The 18796-nt window shown below is 46.9% G+C and carries 19 protein-coding genes and 1 tRNA gene; 9 read left to right on the top strand and 11 right to left on the bottom strand.

Annotated elements, in window-relative coordinates:
• Positions 1 to 22: 22 nt before the first annotated feature.
• Complete coding sequence (locus ACFO4U_RS03655; protein WP_214781035.1) at positions 23 to 1030, bottom strand: helix-turn-helix transcriptional regulator; 1008 nt, start codon at positions 1028 to 1030, stop codon at positions 23 to 25.
• 116 nt (positions 1031 to 1146) lie between these two features.
• Here ACFO4U_RS03655 and ACFO4U_RS03650 point away from each other — a divergent pair, with 116 nt between their 5' ends.
• Positions 1147 to 1992 carry an alpha/beta fold hydrolase gene (locus tag ACFO4U_RS03650; protein WP_214690945.1) on the top strand — a complete coding sequence of 282 codons (846 nt, stop codon included), beginning with the start codon at positions 1147 to 1149 and terminating at the stop codon, positions 1990 to 1992.
• Positions 1993 to 2015: 23 nt separating this feature from the next.
• On the opposite strand, the gene ACFO4U_RS03645 is transcribed toward ACFO4U_RS03650, so the two are convergent.
• The 7 genes from ACFO4U_RS03645 to ACFO4U_RS03615 all read right to left on the bottom strand — a co-directional run bounded on the left by ACFO4U_RS03645 (position 2016) and on the right by ACFO4U_RS03615 (position 8912).
• Entirely contained in the window at positions 2016 to 2429 is a 414-nt protein-coding gene (locus tag ACFO4U_RS03645; protein WP_215243973.1) for a YhfM domain-containing protein, read from the bottom strand.
• Positions 2430 to 2530: 101 nt separating this feature from the next.
• The gene (locus ACFO4U_RS03640) at positions 2531 to 3949 is read right to left on the bottom strand and encodes a glycoside hydrolase family 32 protein (protein ID WP_215243974.1); all 1419 of its coding nucleotides are present in this window, start codon (positions 3947 to 3949) and stop codon (positions 2531 to 2533) included.
• Positions 3950 to 3968: 19 nt separating this feature from the next.
• Complete coding sequence (locus ACFO4U_RS03635; protein ID WP_196430677.1) at positions 3969 to 5399, bottom strand: sucrose-specific PTS transporter subunit IIBC; 1431 nt, start codon at positions 5397 to 5399, stop codon at positions 3969 to 3971.
• Positions 5400 to 5401: 2 nt separating this feature from the next.
• Positions 5402 to 6340 carry a carbohydrate kinase family protein gene (locus ACFO4U_RS03630; protein ID WP_215243975.1) on the bottom strand — a complete coding sequence of 313 codons (939 nt, stop codon included), beginning with the start codon at positions 6338 to 6340 and terminating at the stop codon, positions 5402 to 5404.
• A 107-nt stretch (positions 6341 to 6447) separates the two neighbouring features.
• Positions 6448 to 7437, bottom strand: a complete 990-nt coding sequence (locus ACFO4U_RS03625; protein ID WP_214690948.1) for a LacI family DNA-binding transcriptional regulator — start codon at positions 7435 to 7437, stop codon at positions 6448 to 6450.
• A 47-nt stretch (positions 7438 to 7484) separates the two neighbouring features.
• Entirely contained in the window at positions 7485 to 7961 is a 477-nt protein-coding gene (locus ACFO4U_RS03620; RefSeq protein ID WP_159562258.1) for an N-acetyltransferase, read from the bottom strand.
• Positions 7962 to 8048: 87 nt separating this feature from the next.
• Positions 8049 to 8912, bottom strand: a complete 864-nt coding sequence (locus tag ACFO4U_RS03615; protein WP_159562257.1) for a cation diffusion facilitator family transporter — start codon at positions 8910 to 8912, stop codon at positions 8049 to 8051.
• A gap of 181 nt (positions 8913 to 9093) precedes the next feature.
• On the opposite strand from ACFO4U_RS03615, the gene ACFO4U_RS03610 reads away from it, so the two are divergent.
• The 5 genes from ACFO4U_RS03610 (at position 9094) to ACFO4U_RS03590 (ending at position 13970) form a co-directional block, all read left to right on the top strand.
• On the top strand, positions 9094 to 9405 hold the full coding sequence (locus tag ACFO4U_RS03610) for a hypothetical protein (RefSeq protein ID WP_012726238.1): 312 nt from the start codon (positions 9094 to 9096) through the stop codon (positions 9403 to 9405).
• A gap of 40 nt (positions 9406 to 9445) precedes the next feature.
• Positions 9446 to 10237, top strand: coding sequence for a class I SAM-dependent methyltransferase (locus ACFO4U_RS03605; RefSeq protein WP_215243976.1), 792 nt, complete (start codon positions 9446 to 9448; stop codon positions 10235 to 10237).
• A 138-nt stretch (positions 10238 to 10375) separates the two neighbouring features.
• Positions 10376 to 12769 carry an immune inhibitor A domain-containing protein gene (locus ACFO4U_RS03600; protein WP_215243977.1) on the top strand — a complete coding sequence of 798 codons (2394 nt, stop codon included), beginning with the start codon at positions 10376 to 10378 and terminating at the stop codon, positions 12767 to 12769.
• A 107-nt stretch (positions 12770 to 12876) separates the two neighbouring features.
• Positions 12877 to 12947 (top strand) — tRNA-Thr (locus ACFO4U_RS03595).
• Positions 12948 to 13274: 327 nt separating this feature from the next.
• Complete coding sequence (locus ACFO4U_RS03590) at positions 13275 to 13970, top strand: queuosine precursor transporter (protein ID WP_215243978.1); 696 nt, start codon at positions 13275 to 13277, stop codon at positions 13968 to 13970.
• 38 nt (positions 13971 to 14008) lie between these two features.
• Here ACFO4U_RS03590 and ACFO4U_RS03585 read toward each other — a convergent pair whose 3' ends face one another.
• A complete protein-coding gene (locus ACFO4U_RS03585; protein WP_159562253.1) occupies positions 14009 to 14257 on the bottom strand; it encodes a hypothetical protein in 249 nt (82 codons plus the stop codon).
• A gap of 147 nt (positions 14258 to 14404) precedes the next feature.
• Between ACFO4U_RS03585 and ACFO4U_RS03580 the strand changes: the two genes are divergently transcribed.
• The 3 genes from ACFO4U_RS03580 (at position 14405) to ACFO4U_RS03570 (ending at position 15823) form a co-directional block, all read left to right on the top strand.
• On the top strand, positions 14405 to 14761 hold the full coding sequence (locus ACFO4U_RS03580; RefSeq protein WP_012726233.1) for a PilZ domain-containing protein: 357 nt from the start codon (positions 14405 to 14407) through the stop codon (positions 14759 to 14761).
• 84 nt (positions 14762 to 14845) lie between these two features.
• Positions 14846 to 15487: a hypothetical protein gene (locus ACFO4U_RS03575; RefSeq protein ID WP_078146855.1), complete on the top strand. Its 642-nt coding sequence runs from the start codon at positions 14846 to 14848 to the stop codon at positions 15485 to 15487.
• Positions 15488 to 15550: 63 nt separating this feature from the next.
• The gene (locus ACFO4U_RS03570; RefSeq protein ID WP_074037074.1) at positions 15551 to 15823 is read left to right on the top strand and encodes a hypothetical protein; all 273 of its coding nucleotides are present in this window, start codon (positions 15551 to 15553) and stop codon (positions 15821 to 15823) included.
• 62 nt (positions 15824 to 15885) lie between these two features.
• On the opposite strand, the gene ACFO4U_RS03565 is transcribed toward ACFO4U_RS03570, so the two are convergent.
• Together ACFO4U_RS03565 and ACFO4U_RS03560 are read right to left on the bottom strand one after the other, a co-directional pair.
• Positions 15886 to 16014: a hypothetical protein gene (locus ACFO4U_RS03565; RefSeq protein ID WP_255541905.1), complete on the bottom strand. Its 129-nt coding sequence runs from the start codon at positions 16012 to 16014 to the stop codon at positions 15886 to 15888.
• A gap of 60 nt (positions 16015 to 16074) precedes the next feature.
• Positions 16075 to 18738, bottom strand: a complete 2664-nt coding sequence (locus tag ACFO4U_RS03560; RefSeq protein WP_196430670.1) for a cation-transporting P-type ATPase — start codon at positions 18736 to 18738, stop codon at positions 16075 to 16077.
• Positions 18739 to 18796: the final 58 nt, after the last annotated feature.

The following is an 18796-nucleotide window of genomic DNA, read 5'->3' as shown; positions in this document are numbered from 1 at the left end:
GCAAGCAGTATAGCACATCTGCTTACTCGATGGAGGAATGAATGCTTGTATGTTCATAAGTAATTGCCATTTTCTCAATCGTTGCTTTCATATGATCACGAAGCGTGAGTGGTTCAACCACTTCTACTTGTGAACCCAAAGATAGCAACCAGTAAATAAATCCGTCAGAAACGGCCGCATCGAAACGGATGAGGAATCGTTCTCCATGTTCAGAAACAGAAACGTCTTCCCCTAACTTGTCAAAGATGACCGGGAGAACGCGTTCGTCGACGGACAAAACGATTTGTTCATCAGATCCGTTATACATATTGAATGATTTTTGATAGTAATCATCAGGTAAATGATGCTTCGGACGAATGGTGCCATCTTCCACAATCTCCGAATTGACGATGCGGTCAACCCGGTAGTTCCGCACCTCTCCGATTGATTCGTCGATCCCGATCAAGTAGTACTGCTCGTGATTCCAATGCAAATCGATTGGATTAACGACGTATCGCTCTCCGTCACGTCGGAGCGGGAACGTTCGTTTCGTCACATCAAATCCGACGACGTCTGTATATTGGAACGAGATAGCTTTTCGTTCATGAATGGCCCGTTGGATACGATCGATATGGTAAGGAATGTGTCCGTGTTTTTTCTTCGGCGTCTTGATGATCGATTGTAGCGTCTTCGCTTCAGGGATACTCGTCAGCATTTGAAGTTTCTCTACAATTTCCTCGGTCACGTCTTCCGAGATAAATTTCGCTGCGACAATCGCATCGACCATCATCCGGAGTTCATGAATCTCAAATAAGCGGGCCGAATGCCAATACTTTTTAGCGAGACCATTCTTCTCCAATTCATCCTGCACTTCAAACCCCGAATTATTCAGTGCCTGGATATCGTCTTTCACCGATTTTTTTGCTAACTTAGAAGTATCTCCTATCGTTGACAAGTACTCGAGCAAATCTTCTAGTGTCTTTGGATTCGCTTCGTCCGTGTAACGTTCGAAGAAACGTCGAACTTCAAGTAACCGCTCTCGGTTATTCACGGTTCTATCCCCTTTCGTCTCTCTGTCTAAATTATGTATAAACAGACATTATCATTTTATTTCCACGAAATAAAGGTATTTTCCATTACAAAACGTTTAAGGAGGCGCCATCTAAGTTGAAATATTATGCACACGTCGACGGCTCAAAAATCGAATATATAGACCGCGGTCACGGTCCCGTCATCGTACTGATCCATGGGACCCAGTCATCGAGTTTAGAACCATACCATGTGGACCAACTCGTTTTATCCGGTTTCCGGGTCATTGTCCCATCTAGACCCGGATATGGAGAAACACCATACTCTTTTTCAGCATCTCCTCAATTGTTTGCATCCCGACTCTCTCACTTGATGCAAATGCTAGATATTGATCGATATCATGTCTATGGCATCTCTGCCGGAGGACCGACCGCGATCGAGCTCGCTTCACAGAATCAGTGTGTCCTTAGTTTGACCCTCGCTGCCGCCGTGACGAGTGTCGTTGATTTCCCGTATCGGGACACGGTCAGCCGAAATGTCGTACAACCCGCATTTATCGCACTTCAATACATCATGAAACAGTTCATCGCTCGTGCCATTCAAAAACATCCATTCGAAGCGACGGCCCGTATGATTCAATCGACGAGTGTGTTGGCACTCGAGACGATTCGAGAAGAGGTGTCACCCTACGACATCTTTCTCCTAAAACGTGTCGCGAATCAGATGGCGTTTGGACTTGGCGCACAGTTCGATTTAAAACAAAGTGTCTCAAGTGAGGTCTTACTCGGTGTCACCTGCCCGACCTACATCGTCCATTCAAAAAATGACAAGGCCGTCCCCGTTCGTCATGCGCATTACGCGAAGCGATTGATCCCGCATGCTCAGTTAACAATCCTGAACAGTCCCGGCCACTTGATTTGGGTCGGACGACAAGCGAGAAAATCAGAGCGACAAATCGAACGGTTTATCCGATTCAACTCGTAAGCATCTCAAAAAGAGGTGCTTTTTTACGTATCTAACCCGAGGGCATCAATCAATTGATTCGTCGTATGTTCCGGTAGTCGCCAGAAAACATCCGTTCGCTCAAGATGCGTGATGACACTCGGACGGTTCGCTTGACCGAGCCACAGCTGATATCGTTCTTGATCGCCACCTTTAAATTGCAGCAAGAGATCAAAATCGGGTACCACTTCAATTTCGATGTCCTCGATTTCTTCTGAACTACGTAGCATTTCCGCGAACACCCGCACCTGGCTTAATTCATGAAACTCTAACTTCACTTCTGGATTCATTATTCCGCGCACCGTCGACTCCGCCACCATCACGCGTTCAACTTCTTCATTCTCAATCTCTCCAATCGGATCTCCAAATGGTGCGGTAATCGTTCGAATCTCATCAACCCACTTCATCATTTTATTCATTCTCTCACCTCTCTCTTCTCTTCATCTATACGTAGATCCAATCGAAACGGTTTCAACATTTGGAAAAATTAAAAAGCCGAGCAAACGCTCAGCTTTTACATTCATTCAAATTTCCAACCGACTAAACTTGCCCCGTCTCCGACGTAGCGAACCCGTTTCTCACCATCACATGGGAAGACGCGAAGGGTTGCCACAGCATCACCGTCGTTGACGAAACATTCGACACTCGACGAGTCGACATACAGATGAAGGGACGTGACCTCAATCACTTTTGTCCGGGTCGTCCCAAACTCCGTCGCGAACGGTTCACCCGCGTTTGTCCGATCGATGGTCAATTCGTTTGTATCTTTCTCGTACCGAATCACGAGCGACTTATCTTCTGTCTTCAATAGTTCAAGTTTGAAGTCTTCTCCAGCTGTCGACAGTTCCAATTCAAAACGTTCGGGTGAGATCACGTCAAGCCGTGTCCCTGATTCGTTGACAAACTGGTCTTGTCGGAGTTGCTTCATTTCAGAGATTGGTCGTTGTTTTAATACGCCATCTTCAAGCGAGAGTTCTCGAGGAAGCGTCAACGCATGGGCCCAGCCATACCGATCTGTCGGATATTCGATCTCCGGTAGGCCCATCCAACCGACTAGAATGCGACGACCGTCATGCTCCGTCGTTTGTGGAGCATAAAAGTCGAAACCGAAGTCGATCTCTTCAAACGACTCGTGCGTGAAGACGAGCGTCTCTAAATCAAGAGTGCCTGTGACGTATCCAGATTGATAGATGTTGTGATAGCGATGACCTTCAGGCTCAATCCCTTGCGGAGAAAAAATGAGGACATGCCTTCCATTCAGTTCAAACACGTCAGGACATTCCCACATGTAACCGAACCGCTCGAGCCCCGTCTTCACTTCACCTAAAAACGTCCATTCATTCAAGTCGGTCGAACGATATAAGACGACACATCCTGTCTCATCCGTTCGCTGTGCACCGACAATCGCATAATATGATCCATCTTCTTCCCATACTTTCGGATCGCGGAAATGTTCCGTGTAACCGGCCGGAATATCCGGGATGGCCACGTTGCGCCGCTCGATCATCCCGTCACGCAGTACACCGATGATTTGCGAGGCGTGACGCGTCCAATCGTCCGTACGATGATTCCCGGTATACATCACGTGAAGGGTGTCGTTTACGACGAAACCACTTCCTGAATAGGCACCATGGGAATCTTCTTTCGTTTCAGGGACTAACGCCACCCCGCGGTCGGTCCAATGGACAAGATCTTTCGAACTGACATGATACCAATGTTTGAGACCGTGAACTGGCCCGAGCGGGAACCATTGATAGAATAGATGGTACTCTCCATCGTAATATGCGAAGCCGTTCGGGTCATTGAGGAGGCCCGTCGGCGGCTGGATATGGTACCCAAACCGCCACGGGGATGCGGCCGTCTTTGCACGGAGCACCTCCATCTCGAGGGCGCTCACGTCACGGAGTGAACGATAACGTTCGGCCTTCGTCCAATTCATAGTGTCACTTCCTTTTTCGTTACGCGGCTTGTTTGACCGCTTCTTTTTTTGCTTGTCGTTTCGCAAGGATGAATGTCAATCCGAATGTCACGGCAAATGCGATGGCCATACCAATGATATACGAGATGATCGAACCCGGTGCGATTGAGATAATTCCTGGTAATCCGGCAGCACCGAGCGCTACTGCCAATACGTCGTTTCCAACGATGAATGCAGACGCAACGGCTGAACCAACGATGGCTGCAATGAATGGATAACGAAGTTTTAAGTTGACCCCGAACATGGCAGGCTCTGTGATCCCAAGTAATGCAGAGATTCCTGATGCTGAGGCGACACCTTTCATCTTCTTATCAGCAGTCAAGAAGAAGACCGCAAGGGTAGCTGCCCCTTGTGCGACGTTTGACATCGCAGCGATTGGGAAGATGAACGATCCCCCTGTTTCAGCGATATCGGCGAGAAGCTGTGTCTCAATTGCGATGAAGCTATGGTGCATCCCCGTGATAACGATTGGAGCGTAGAGAAGACCCATGATCAAGCCACCGACGAATCCGAGTGAATCATACGTCCATACCAACCCATCAATGATTAAGTTCCCTGCTTCGCGTGTAATCGGACCCACGAAGGCGAACGTGATGAATGCTGTGAAGAGAAGTGAGAGCAATGGCGTGAGCAAAATATCAAGTGATGCCGGCATAAACTTCCGAATGTTGATTTCAAGTTTCGATAAAATATACGTCGAGACGAGGACTGGTAAGACTTGTCCTTGGTATCCTAACTTCTCAATCTCAAGCCCAAAGATGTTCCAAACCGGAATCTCCTCAACGCTTGCCTGAGCGTATGCATTGATCAAGTCCGGGTGAACCATGATCATCCCGAGTGCTGCACCGAGATATGGGTTACCACCGAACCGCTTGGCTGCGGAGAACCCTATAAGTACAGGTAGGAAGACGAAGGCGGCGTTTGCGAACGTATTGATCATCGCTGCTATGTCTGCCATGCCTGGATACTGGTCAATCAATGAACGTCCTTCAAAAAACAAATCCGGTGCTGTCAATAGGTTGTTGATCCCCATCAAGAGACCTCCGGCGACGATGGCCGGAATGATTGGGACGAAGATATCTGATAACATTTTGACGAATTGCTGGAGCGGGTTCATCTTTTTTGCTCCGGCTGACTTCACGTCTGTCGTTGACATGTCTCCAAGACCTGTCAATTGTGAAAATTCGGTATAAACCTTGTTGACCGTACCTTGTCCGATGATGATTTGGTATTGTCCTCCTGTCGAGAACGTTCCTTTGACGACGTCAAGTTGTTCGAGTGCTTTCTCATCGACCTTTGACTCATCGTTCAATACGAGACGAAGACGAGTCGCACAATGCGCCGCTGCCGCAACGTTCTCTTTACCGCCGATTGCCTCTAATATCGACGCTGCTTCTTTTTTGTAATCCATTTTCATTTCCCTCCTAACGTTTCATTTACAAGCTGTCGTGTTGGAATGGCTGGAATGGCTCCATAAGCCGTACATGTCAATGCTCCTGTTACATTCGCATATTCAATGTCGGAACGTAACCGCTGCGGGTCCATCCCGAGTGTCGCCAAACGATACAAATAGGCACCAACGAATGCATCACCTGCACCCGTCGAATCCACACTCTCAATCGCAATCGATGGAACGATTTCGTGGTGATCCGTTGTCGCAATCAATGTGCCACGAGATCCGAGTGTGATTGCCACCTGTTTAGCACCTAATCGGAGAAGCGCTCGAACCGCTTCTTCAAGTTGCTTCTCACCCGTTAACAAGTGGGCTTCTTCTTCACTTAGTTTGACGAAGTCTGCTTCTGCGATGAAATGTCTCGCGTCTTGTTTAAACTGTTCGAGGTCAGTGATCAATGCATCACGATAGTTTGGGTCAAATGAAATGAACAAACCGTCTCGTTTTGCAAATTGCAATAACTTGAAGTACGCGTCTTTCAATTTCCCATCAAGTAGTGCTGTCGCCGAGCCGAAATGAATGATGTCTCCTGACTCGATCACCGATAAGTCGATCGACTCGAAGGCATACTCCCCGTCACTTCCGCGACGGAATGTGAAGTCCCGCTCTCCGTCCTCTTGAATCGATACGAATGCGAATGTCGTATCTCCAGACTCCACAAGGTTTTCTGTTCGGACGCCGTTCTCGACCAACGTCTGTTTCAAGAAGAGACCAAACGGGTCATCTCCAACCTGTCCGAGGAAACTGGATTGTCCCCCGTGCTTACTGACGACTGCCGCGACATTCGCAGGTGCGCCTCCAGCTTTCTTGACGAACGTCGTCCCGTTCACGAGATCGCTAGACGCATCCTCGCATACCCAGTCAATCAACAATTCGCCGATACAATGTACGGTGTTCATATCGTCCACCTCCAAAAATCATATGAGTTCTTTATACGATTGGTACCGGTTCCATTTTAGAATAAAAAATGTTGCGGAACCGGTTCCGCAACACAAATGTAAACGATTTAATTCAACTTGTCAACGCTTTCGCGCACTTTTAATTCAAAAATTGTGAACGTTTTCATTGGGACGTGTTCACCGTGTAAGAGCTGTAGCATCATGTCGGCAGCTTTCGCACCAGTTCGGCGATAAGGAAGGTGTACCGTCGTGATGGATGGATGCAGGACTTCCGTGAAATCATATCCTCCAAATCCACTGACAGAGACATCTCTCGGGACAGAGACCCCTTGATTCGCTAATCCTTTCAAGACGCCTAACGCAATGTTGTCGGTCGCACAAACAATCAACGAAACAGTGCCGACATCATTCGCCAACTGTTCACCGATTGGAATGGCGTCCTCAATCTTAAACGTCGTTTGAATGACTTTGACATTTGCCTCCGATTCTTGAAACGCCTTCAAAAATCCGTCACGGCGTGCTTGACCGACCGCGATATCCGATTCATACACCCCGACATAGACCACGTTTCGATGACCCCACTCCGTGAACTGTTTACCGAGCGCATAGGCCGCATCATAGTCAGGATAGACGAGACTATGGACATTGTCATGTTGCTGACCAATCAACAAGACCGGGATTTGAATCGCCTCAATCGCCTCAAGATGACGTTCCGTGACCGTCGTTCCAAGCCAGATGATTCCGGCGACTTTTTGTTTGGCTAAATTGTATAGCTGTTCGATTTCTCGTTCCGTCTGTTGTGCTGTATTGACGACGAGCATTTGATATCCTCGTTCCGTGAGCTGTTCATCAATCCCCATCATCGTCCGTGAGGCGGCATACGAATCGAGCCGTGGAACGATGACCCCAATCATCTTCGTCTGTTTCGACTTGAGACTTTGAGCGAACTGATTCGGCTCATAGTTCGTATCTCGAATGACCCGGTCGAGTTTTTCCCTTGTTGCCTTTCCAACCGATCCACCGTTCAGATAGCGTGAGACCGTACTTTTGGCGACACCAGCGAGCTCCGCAATGTCTTTAATGGTGACTTGCTTCATCCTTACCCCTCCATATGAAAAAAGCTGACGTGCGAGACGCCGTCAGCTTAATGGTTTACCACATATCGTTTCTTAAAATTTAAATAATACAAACCGTTCCGCTTTTCGAACCCGTTCTGAATAAGAACATGATGCATCTCTTGTTGATGTGGGCTCGTCGGTGGGATGCCAGCCCGGACTGTTTGTCCATCCATCAATTTTGAGTCCAGTAAGGCAAGACGCAAACCTTCCGTCGCATATCCTTTGTTTTTGTACGCATCGAACACCATCAGGTCGAGTTGGTATACGCGGGCAAGCTTGAGTAACAAGACTTTACCGACCAGTTTGTCATCGACCATCAAGTCGTAATAGAAGTCTTCTCCATAACTATGCTCTTCTGCGTGATAAAGTTGCTCCGCCCCCATTTCCTCGAGGATCCCTTTCAACTCTTCAGCAGAAACGCCATATGCACTTTCTCCATATTTTTGAAAGTGTTCATATTCAATCTCATCAATCTGGCGAATAGGTTGACGCACGATGTTCATCCCGTGCCCTCCTTAACTAGTAGTTCAATATCTGTCTGCGCTTATTATAAACGAATCCCTTCATGAAGCGCAAAAGATAACCGAACATCAAACCGGTTCGATATGAATATGCACCGAATCGACCGCATGCTCTTCATCTAGTTTCCGTTCGATATCGTCACACAATTCATGGGCCGCGTCCACAGTCAAATCGCCATCGACTGCAATCGTCACATCGAGCATCACGTGATTCCCAAGATGACGCCCTTTGATTTCCCGAACTTCTTTCACACGCTCAAATTGTTCAATCGTCTCCTCATAGGACTCGACGAGGTGCGGAGGGAACCCGTCAGAAAGCTGATGGGTGGCATCTAAAAAGATTTGGATCGCTGTCCGGATGATCATGCCGGCAATCACAATTGCTAAGACCGTGTCCATCCAGGGCAGTTGGAAATAAGCAAATAGCACACCAAGTGTGGCTCCGACTGAAATCATCGCATCGGCCAAGTTGTCTTTCGCCGCCGCTTTAAGTGCCAATGACTTTGTTTTTCTCGCGAGGTTCAAGTTGAACCGATACACCCCGAACATGACGAGCGCACTGACGAAGGCGACGACCGCCGCCAATGGGTTCGGCTCTGTATACTCGCCCCCAATTAAATTCGACAGACTGTTTAAGAAGACGAAAATACCGACCGCAATCATGATTAATGAAGCGATGAGAGCAGAGATTGTCTCCATTTTCGCATGACCATATTTATGCTCGGCATCCCGTGGCAATGCAGCCACCCGAATGCCGATATAGACCGCGACCGAAGCAATGATATCCGTCGTATTGTTGAATCCATCAGCTAGGACCGCTTCAGATTCATATAAGTACCCGAAGAATACTTTTAGTATAGATAAGATCAAATATGCCGTAATCGACACAATCGCTCCTTTGAGCGCTTTTGGTGGATGATTTGTCGTTTCCATCCGCCCACCTCCTTATTAGCTCAGTTAGTATAGCAGGTGACATTCGTGTGGGGATAGAGAAACAATGTTTCTTACAGCCAAAATAAATGGAATATATTCCCGGTAGTTTCGTTTAACTAATTTTATGGTAAAGTAAACAGGAAGAGACCTTAGGGTTAAACCGCAAAAAGAGGTGAAACAGATGTTTACAGAACGTGATGGGATTAAATTACGATTGGAACAAATTGACAGATTGTTAATCGATTTGAATCGCGAGGCAAAGCAATTGATGGCACGTCTCCGCGAATTAGATGCTTCTGGCGAAAATCCGCACGAAGTATCTCTGAAACCTGAAGAACGTGATACGTTGAAGTCGTCAATCGATGAAACGCTTGAAGCGCTTCAAAGCCGTTCAAAACGTCCGATGAACGTGAACGATGAGAAGAAGAAAGAACTCGCTTCTCATAAAGCACTTATCGATGAATTATCAGACTTACTCAGTAAGAAAAAATGAGACGCAACTGCGTCTCATTTTTTATGAAGGAGCCCGGATTATGTATATTGTCACTACTTGTTTGCGCCCTACAGATGATGTCTTGTCTCGAGCGCATACGCATGCCACAGAATACAAGATGAAATTTGTCGACCGACGCAAACTTTCCATTGATGAGTTGAAGAAACGTCATCAACAAGGTGTACTTATCTTTGATAAACGACGTGTCGAGTTCACACCTTTGCATAGTACAGAGCCGTTCTTTTTTCACCCATCGAGCTCCGTCTTTCGGGTGAAGCAACTGAGCCGAGGCGGAAGAGACCCACTCATTGACGCCATGCAAGCAACTCCGGGTGACCATATTCTAGATTGTACACTCGGACTCGGCTCGGACAGTATCGTCATGAGCCATGTCGTCGGTTCAAGCGGTAAAGTAATCGGGCTTGAGAGTCAGTTCATTACGGCACAACTCGTCCGAGAAGGCATGTCCGTATGGGTCGAAAAAGATGAGCAGGTCAATGAGGCGATGCGACGCATTGAGGTCGTTCACTCCAACTCTCTCGACTATTTAAAATCGTGTGCGGAAAATTCGTTTGATTGTATTTACTTTGATCCGATGTTTGAAAAGACGATTTCAGAATCGGTTCATCTGAACCCACTTCGCACAATCGCCGACACCTCCCCTCTCACGCAAGAATTGATTACCGAAGCAACACGAGTAGCTATGAAACGAATTGTCTTGAAGGCGCATTTTGAGAGCGATACCTTTGAACGGTACGGTTTCACTCACATAAAACGTAAAACGTCGAAGTTCCATTACGGATATATCGACCTAGAGTCTAAGTCTATTTAGTCAAATTGAACTAAATAGGTCTTTAGACTCCTTTTTCGTTTATTATTTTCTGAATATTGACATTAATCAGACACAAAGAGTACATTTACAACAAGCTCACACATTTTCCCATTATTTTTTAACAGGAGGTTCACACAAATGAAAAAACGTTCCATCCGTCGAACGACACTCGCGGCTCTCATGACATCTGCCATGACAGTCAGTATCGTTCCGGCAGCTGGTGCTGCACCCCTCTCGGTTGCACCATCGGTTCCGACAACGAGCGAGCTCGCTCCGTTCGACCACAACATCATCGATGAAGAGCGTCTCGCGAAAGCTCTCGAGAAACGTGGCGTCATCAAAAAAGGATTGTCCGCATCTGAACGCATGAAAGCAGTCGATGCGTATATCGCGAAAAAGCAAGGTGAAGCGAAAGATCCACATAAGCACGACGACAAAGTGAACGAGAAGGCTTCGAAAGCAAAAGAGAAGATACATACTCAATTCGAAAAGGAATCAAAACGAATTCTTGATAAAGCGAAAAAAGGGCAAGGGAATTACCGTAAAGGGAAACCGAACGGTCAAGTAAAAGTATCTCCTGCCCAGCAATCTGCATACAACGGTTCGGTACGTGAAGATAAAGTCCTCGTTCTCCTCGTCGAGTACAGCGACTTCAAACACAATAACATCATCCAAGAGCCGGGCTATATGTACAGCGATAACTTCAGTAAAGAACATTACGAAAAGTATATGTTCGGTGATCAACAATTTGAACTCTTTAACGGTGAAAAGGTCCAAACGTTCAAACAATACTATGAAGAACAATCAGGCGGAAGTTATACGGTCGATGGTGAGGTTTCGGAGTGGTTGACCGTTCCGGGAACCGCGAAAGACTATGGAGCTGACAAAGGTGATGGCGGACATGATAACGTCGGACCGGGACCTCGTCAACTCGTCAAAGATGCGTTGAATGCTGCGGTCGCATCTGGAATCGATTTGAAAGAACATGATCAATACGACCTTTACGATTTGGATGGAGACGGTGACTTCAATGAGCCGGACGGTCTCGTTGACCACTTGATGATCATCCACGCTGGGACTGGTCAAGAAGCAGGTGGCGGTGCGCTCGGTGACGATGCGGTATGGTCACATCGCTGGGTTCTTGATGGTGTTTATCCAGTAGCCAACACAGAAGCTGCAGTTCCTTACTGGGGCGGGAAAATGGCTGCATATGATTACACGATTCAACCTGAAGATGGTGCGGTCGGCGTTTTCGCACACGAGTTCGGACATGACCTCGGTCTTCCCGATGAGTACGATACGCAGTACACAGGTCAAGGCGAACCGGTACAATCATGGTCGATCATGAGTGGCGGTAGCTGGGCTGGTAAAGTGGCTGGTACGGAGCCAACAAGCTTCTCACCACAAAACAAAGAATACTTCCAAAAAATCATGGGTGGAAACTGGGCAAACATCACAGAAGTCGACCTTGAAGACATCAACTCTCAAGGGTTCGTCGCACAACTCGACCAATCTGTGACGAAATCAAACAATCCAGGCATTGTCAAAGTCAACCTTCCTGATAAGAAGATTAAAGGAATCGAACCAGCTTATGGCGATCGCTACTATTACTCGACAAAAGGTGACGACATCCATACTGAGATGGCAACACCAGCTGTGAAACTCGGTGCGGACGGAGTCCTCGCATTCGATTCATTCTATGAAGTCGAATCGGACTATGATTACTTGTACATCAAAGCCCTCAGCGGTGGTCAAGAAGTCGTTCTCGATGTATTCGGTGACGACGTCAACGGTGCAAACGAAGCGGGCTACCCTGCTGAGACGACGAACGGTGCATGGGTCAACAAATCATACGACCTCTCAAAATTCGCTGGACAAGATGTTCAAATCGTCTTTGAATACGTGACAGACGGCGGTGTCGCCATGAAAGGCTTCGCAGTCGACAACTTGTCAATTAAATCAGAATCAGCAACACTCTTCGCAGATGATGCGGAAGGCGCTGAAGCCGTGACGCTCGATGGATTCGTCTCTTCAGACGGATACGATTCAAAACCACACTATTACTACCTCGAATGGCGTAACCACGCTGGGTCGGATATGGGTCTTCTCAACGGCCGCGGCGTGAAATACAACACAGGTCTCGTCGTGTGGTACGGTGATGACTCGTACACAGACAACTGGGTCGGTGTCCACCCTGGTGAAGGGTTCCTCGGTGTCGTCGATTCACATCCTGAAGCGCTCATCGGTAACTTGAACGGTCAACAGACAGTCGCAGGTAGTACACGTTACCAAATTGCTGATGCGGCATTCAGTCTCGATAAGACGCTCGCTTGGTATATTGATTCACCGAGTCGTGGGGTGTACGATTACAAAGCACAGCCTGGCGTGAAGCAGTTCAATGATGCAAACTCTTACATCAACTCGCTCATTCCAGATGCAGGACGCAAACTTCCGCAATACGGTCTCGTCATTGACGTAGTCGGTGAAGCGAAAGACAACTCTGCAGGTGCCGTTTGGATCCGTACAAAATAATCATGAACCATCCGACCTCCAATCTTCCTTTATCGAAGATTGGAGGTCTTATTATTCTAAAAAAGCTTGAAAACGACGAATAATCTGTGTAACATAGTTGGTGTAACGCCTCTGTAGGTTAGTGGCAGACCTCAGCAATGGTAATGCTGCAGCACGAGTTCGATTCTCGTCGGAGGCATCAAGAATACCGCTCAATTGAGCGGTGTTAAGCACTTCCTGTTTATGACAGGAAGTGCTTTCTTTTTGTCCGTTCCCACTTTGTTCCCACTTTCCTAATTTTCATGTCACGAACACCGCTTTGTCGAATCGGTTTTCAATTTGTCGAACGATTGCACTTCACAGGGTATTTCCACTAGCACTTTTTTGATATACAAGAAGGTTTTATAATTTACAGTGTTTACTTAAGTGGACCCTCTCCCTCCCCCCTCACCTTGACATCATTTCCGTTCCTCTATAAACTTGAAAAGTTGAAATCATTGAATAGTTAGAGGAAGGAGCATGATTCATGCTAAACGAATGGTTATGGATTCCTTCTGCCATCCTTACACTCGGACTACTCGTCCTCAGTTACAAGTTATTCGGACGAGTCGGCTTATATGCTTGGATTGCGATGGCTTCGGTCGTTGCAAACATCCAAGTCACGCAACAGATTGTAATTGGCGGATACATTTTCACGCTCGGTAACATCGTTTACGGTTCGCTCTACTTGGCAACCGATATTTTGAACGAAAAACATGGGCGAGCGGCTGCCCGTAAAGGCGTATGGCTCGGATTTTTCATCTTGATCGTCTCAACAGTACTCATGCAATACGCACTGTTATATGAGCCGTTTGAAGAGGCACTGTTCATGCACGAAAGCTTCGAGGCACTCTTCTCGATGCTGCCATTGATCACACTCGGTAGCCTTGCTGCCTATTTGGTCTCTCAATTGTTCGATGTCTTCGTCTATTCGAAGATCCGCGCAAAAACGGGTGAGAAGAAGCTTTGGCTTCGTACGACGGGTTCGACCGTCTTATCCCAATTGATTGATACGTTCACGTTCTGCATCATCGCATTTTGGGGAATGGAATGGGACATATGGTGGAATATCTTTATCACGACATACGTGGCGAAGTTTGTGATCGCGTGGATGGCTACACCGTTCATGTATTACGCAAAACGAACAAATCCACAAGACGAAACCGAACAGAATGCCGCATAAAGAAAAGCCGTAACTTCAACGTGAAGTTACGGCTTTTCTTATGGTCGTTCAATCTGGATACGCACAGCATACGGACGGGCTTCTTCAATCGACGCCGACTCTCGACAGACGGTAATCGCTTTGAATGCATCAATCGCAACCGCCTCGATGGTATGATCGTTCGTTTCGACTTCAAGAATGGTATAAGCAGGTAAGCGCTCGAGTTTAACCCACTCCCCGTTACGTTTTTTTTCATAGATGACTGGTGTTTGAATCGAGTAACGTCGGAGTAAATCATGTACATTCATCTGATCTCCTCCCTATTCAAATCGTACACCTATTATAGAAAGCGCTTTCACATTTGTAAAGCGAGTACACTATAATTTTATACAATCTTCCACTTCATTTTAAATTCAATTTTGCCGATAAAAGAAGTAAAGAAATGGGGTGAATTGATGCGTTATCGCCGACAGGAGACGTTCCGCTATATCCTACCGAATCCCCGTACCATCCCTTATCGACTTGTATGGGAAGAAAAAGAACTCTATGATGGGGAAGGATTGCTTCTCAATGTAAGTTCTCATGGATTAAAATTGCGATCGGACTACCTCTTCCCGCTCTCTGATGATTTACAGGTCCATTTTCTTTTCGACCTCGTCCCGACGCTTCAACCGATCGAACTCATGGGACATGTCAGACACCGTGGCCAAACAGGCTCGCTGTATGATTATGGGATCATGCTTGATGTGAAGGCTGACGAAACTCAGCAACTCGTCACGATGATTAAAACGTATGCACGTGAAAATAAATGAGAACATGCGTCAGGCATCTTCTCATTTTTTCGTGTCTCCAAAAGAGGGTATACTACAACTATCAACCATTGACGAGGTGTTCGTATGACAAGAAAATTCTTATTGATTCCTTGGGGACTGGCAATTGCATTCGCCGTCATCGGTCCAAACGTCCCGTTCGACGGACGCTTTCTTCTCGATTTTGTGACTTATAATACCGAGGCGTACGAAGGCTATTCTCTATCGCTCTTTAGTATCTTAGGGGTGTTTCCCCTGGCGATGTTTCCACTTCTTTGGTCAGAAGTGAATCAGCTCAAACCGAATCCACTCATCGCCGCTGTCACCAGTTTTTTCGTTGGGGGATTTCTACTCGCTCCTTATTTGGCTTTTGCGAGACAGTCACCTTATCCGACGCCGGTCAAACCACTGCCGACCCGCATCCTCGGCGTTGTGCTTTTACTGGTGACAATCGGGTTGTTCATCGCTGCAGCCAATACCGGAAATGTTGCAGAATACTGGTCATATGTGGAGAACAATCAATTTGTTCGAACGATGACCGTTGATTTCTTTTTGTTGGCATTCATTCAAATCACGTTAATGAATCGGGACGCGAAACGCTACAAAATGAGTTTATGGCCGCTCCCTTACATCCCGTTGTTCGGTCTCATTTTTTGGCTCATGATTCGTCATCAAAAACCGTTCAACGAAGCACCTCCAAAGCGTGAACGGGCTGAAATGAAACATTGAGCACCCATTTTTCATCAAAAACGGCTATACTAGAAATTAGTTTTTAATGAAGGAGACCATCACATGCGTTATTTCCAAGTCACTTCTTACGTGACTGTCAAGAATGAAGAACTCGAATTCAATGAATATGTAAAAGTTCCAAACCAAAAAGTCGATCAGTTTTTGAAAGACACATTGGAACTAGATTTATACGATGACCAAGTGACATTGCGCGAATGTGTTGTCGAAAAAGGGAAATGGGAATGCCCAGTCGGTGATTTTGTCATCACGGAGCATATGAACGAGAAGACATTCAATCGGCTACAAAACAGCCGCTCTGTAAAGTCAACATCATAAACCAACTCAAAAAGATCCTGCTAGCTCATTGTGCTAGCAGGATCTTTTGACTGTTACACGATTTATTCGTTAGATTCTTCCTCTGGATCAGGGTCAGGATGCTGTGTCGGAGCCGGTTTTTTCGCCGGATCCGACTCGTCATCCGGTAGCGGATCCGGGTGAACCCCTGGTTGTGATTCGTCACGCTTCATCGTATCCCTCCTTCATGTTTACTCCACTTGTTTATCCTTTTTTCACATGAATGAAACGTATCAGTGTATATTCCGGTTGCCGATGACACGTCTGGAGATCGCCTTTTCAATTTCAACGATGATAAAGACGACGGCACCAAATGCCACAGGATAAATCCAATCTTCCCACGTTAATGGAGCGGTACCGAATAACGTATGCATAAACGGTACGTACGTGATGAACAATTGTAGGGCAATGAGTAAAGCTGATACGAGAAACGCAATCTTATTGTCAAAGAAATGACGGTTGAATGCTGGTGCCAACTCCGTACGACAGTTATACAAGTGGAAGAGCTGGGCCATGACGATGGCATTCAAGGTGATGGTTTGTAATTTCTCGGTCGAGTAGTCGAAATCCCCCAGCATATAGTTGATCCATAAACTACCGCCCCCGATAATAATTGAAACGAAGGTGACGCGGAAAATATAGTATCGGCTGAGTAGCGGCACATTGGCCGGACGTGGCGGTCGTTTCATCGTACTCTCTTCGAGTGGTTCGAAAGCGATTGCTAAAGAGAGAGTAATCGCGACAACCATGTTGACCCATAAAATCTGCACAGGACTGAGCGGTGCAGCCGCTCCGAGCAAGATACTCATTGCCACAAGCAACGCTTGACCTCCGTTTGTCGGAAGCAAGAAGAGAATGGTTTTCTTCAGGTTATCGTACACCCGTCGTCCTTCTCGTACGGCGTTATAGATCGTTTTGAAGTTGTCATCGACAAGAACCATCTGAGATGCTTCTTTCGCTACTTCCGTCCCTTTAATCCCCATTGCCACACCAATGTCAGCACGTTTTAAGGCAGGTGCGTCGTTCACACCATCTCCTGTCATCGATGTAATCAGACCGTTCTCTTGCAATCCTTTGACGAGACGAAGCTTGTCGTTAGGGCTGGTCCGTGCGAATACATCGTTATGAACGGAAGCCTCTTTGATTTCTTCATCTGTCATATCTGTCAATTCACGACCTTCGAGGGCGCCTTCCACTTCCATGCCCAGTTCTTTTGCAATCGCGACAGCGGTATCTTTATGATCACCCGTGATCATTTTAATTCGGATTCCAGCATCACGACACGCGGCAACCGCATCGATGGCCTCTTGTCGAGGTGGGTCGACGATTCCAAATAAGCCGAGGAAAGTCAGACCATCTTCAACATCCTCATGGTCGATTGACGCTTTTGAACTGTCGACACGTTTTAGACCAGCACCGAGAACGCGTTGACCGCGGTCGGCAATCTCTTTTCGTTTTTCATCCCAATAGTCTTGTTTAAAGTCTTCAGACGACGCCATATCAAAGAGTCGGTCCGGCGCCCCTTTGACAAAAATCATTCGCTCCCCTTTGTAATCGACGAGCGTCGCCATGTATTTATATTCAGAATCGAACGGAATCTTCGAGATAACTTTTAAACGTTCAATTGGGCGTTCAGCTTTCTCAGCGACCGTCAACAGACAAGCCTCTGTCGGATCGCCGTTGATGACCCAGTCGCCGTCTTCTTCATTCAATTGCGAATCGTTACACGTCTTCCCGACGGTTAACAGGTCAATCATGGATTCATCATCATCCAAGTCAAACGGTTGACCATTCAATTCGAGATCTCCATTCGGAGCATATCCGCTACCCGAGACTTCGATATCATGGTTCGCTGTCACGATTTGTTTGACCGTCATCTCATTCTTCGTCAACGTACCCGTCTTATCCGTACAAATGACAGATACAGCACCAAGCGTTTCGACAGATGGTAAACTTCGAACAATCGCTTTTTGTTCAGCCATATTCCGGACACCGAGTGCCAAAATGATAGAGATGACGGCAGGCAACCCTTCAGGAATCGCCGCAACGGCAAGACCGATTGTCGTCAGCATCAATTCGACCGGCTCATAATCTCGTAAAAAGTAACCGAACGCATAAATCACGACGGAGATGATTAAGATGGCGATGGAAACCGTTTGACCAAACTTTGTTGTTTGACGAATCAGAGGGGTTTTGACGGTCTGGACTTCTGAGATTGAAGCGTTGATTTGACCGAGTTCCGTACCTTCACCGATGGCCGTCACGATGGCTTTGGCACTTCCCGTTGCGACACTTGTGCCCGAGTACACCATGTTTTTTCGGTCAGCCAACACCGCGTCTTCTTTCACGACGTCCGATTTTTTCTCGACAGTCGTCGCTTCTCCGGTTAACGCCGATTCCTCAACCTTAAATTTTTCAGCTTGAACGACACGGGCATCGGCCGGCACTTTATCTCCGGCAGCAAGTACAAGGACATCCCCCACGACCAGGTCACTTGAATCAATCTCAGATTGCTTGCCGTTTCGAACGATGGTCGCCTTTGTTTCTAATAATTTTTTGATTCCTTCGAGCGCTTCTTCTGCCTTATTTTCTTGAAGGTATCCGACGACGCCGATAATCGTGACGACTAAAACGATGACGATCGTATCGATGTACTCCCCTAAGAATCCTGTGACGACGGCAGCCGCTAATAAGACGTACACGAGAACATCATTGAATTGTCTTAGAAATTTTATAATTTCAGGGGTTTTCTCTTTCTCCGGCAATACGTTTTTGCCGAATTCGTCTTGACGACTTGTGACACTTTCTGTTGTAAGACCTGATTCAAGATCAGTCTCCACATGGGTTCGCACCTCATCTACTTCGAGCGCATGCCACGGTCTGTCTTCGTTCTGCATGATTCATCCTCCTCGACCAATACTTTTTGAAAAGTCTTTCCCCTATCTGTTCCCAATC

It is taken from the genome of Exiguobacterium profundum (assembly GCF_042652865.1).
In the GTDB taxonomy this organism is placed as follows: Bacteria; Bacillota; Bacilli; order Exiguobacteriales; family Exiguobacteriaceae; genus Exiguobacterium; species Exiguobacterium profundum.
This window is presented reverse-complemented; position numbering and strand designations above follow the sequence as displayed.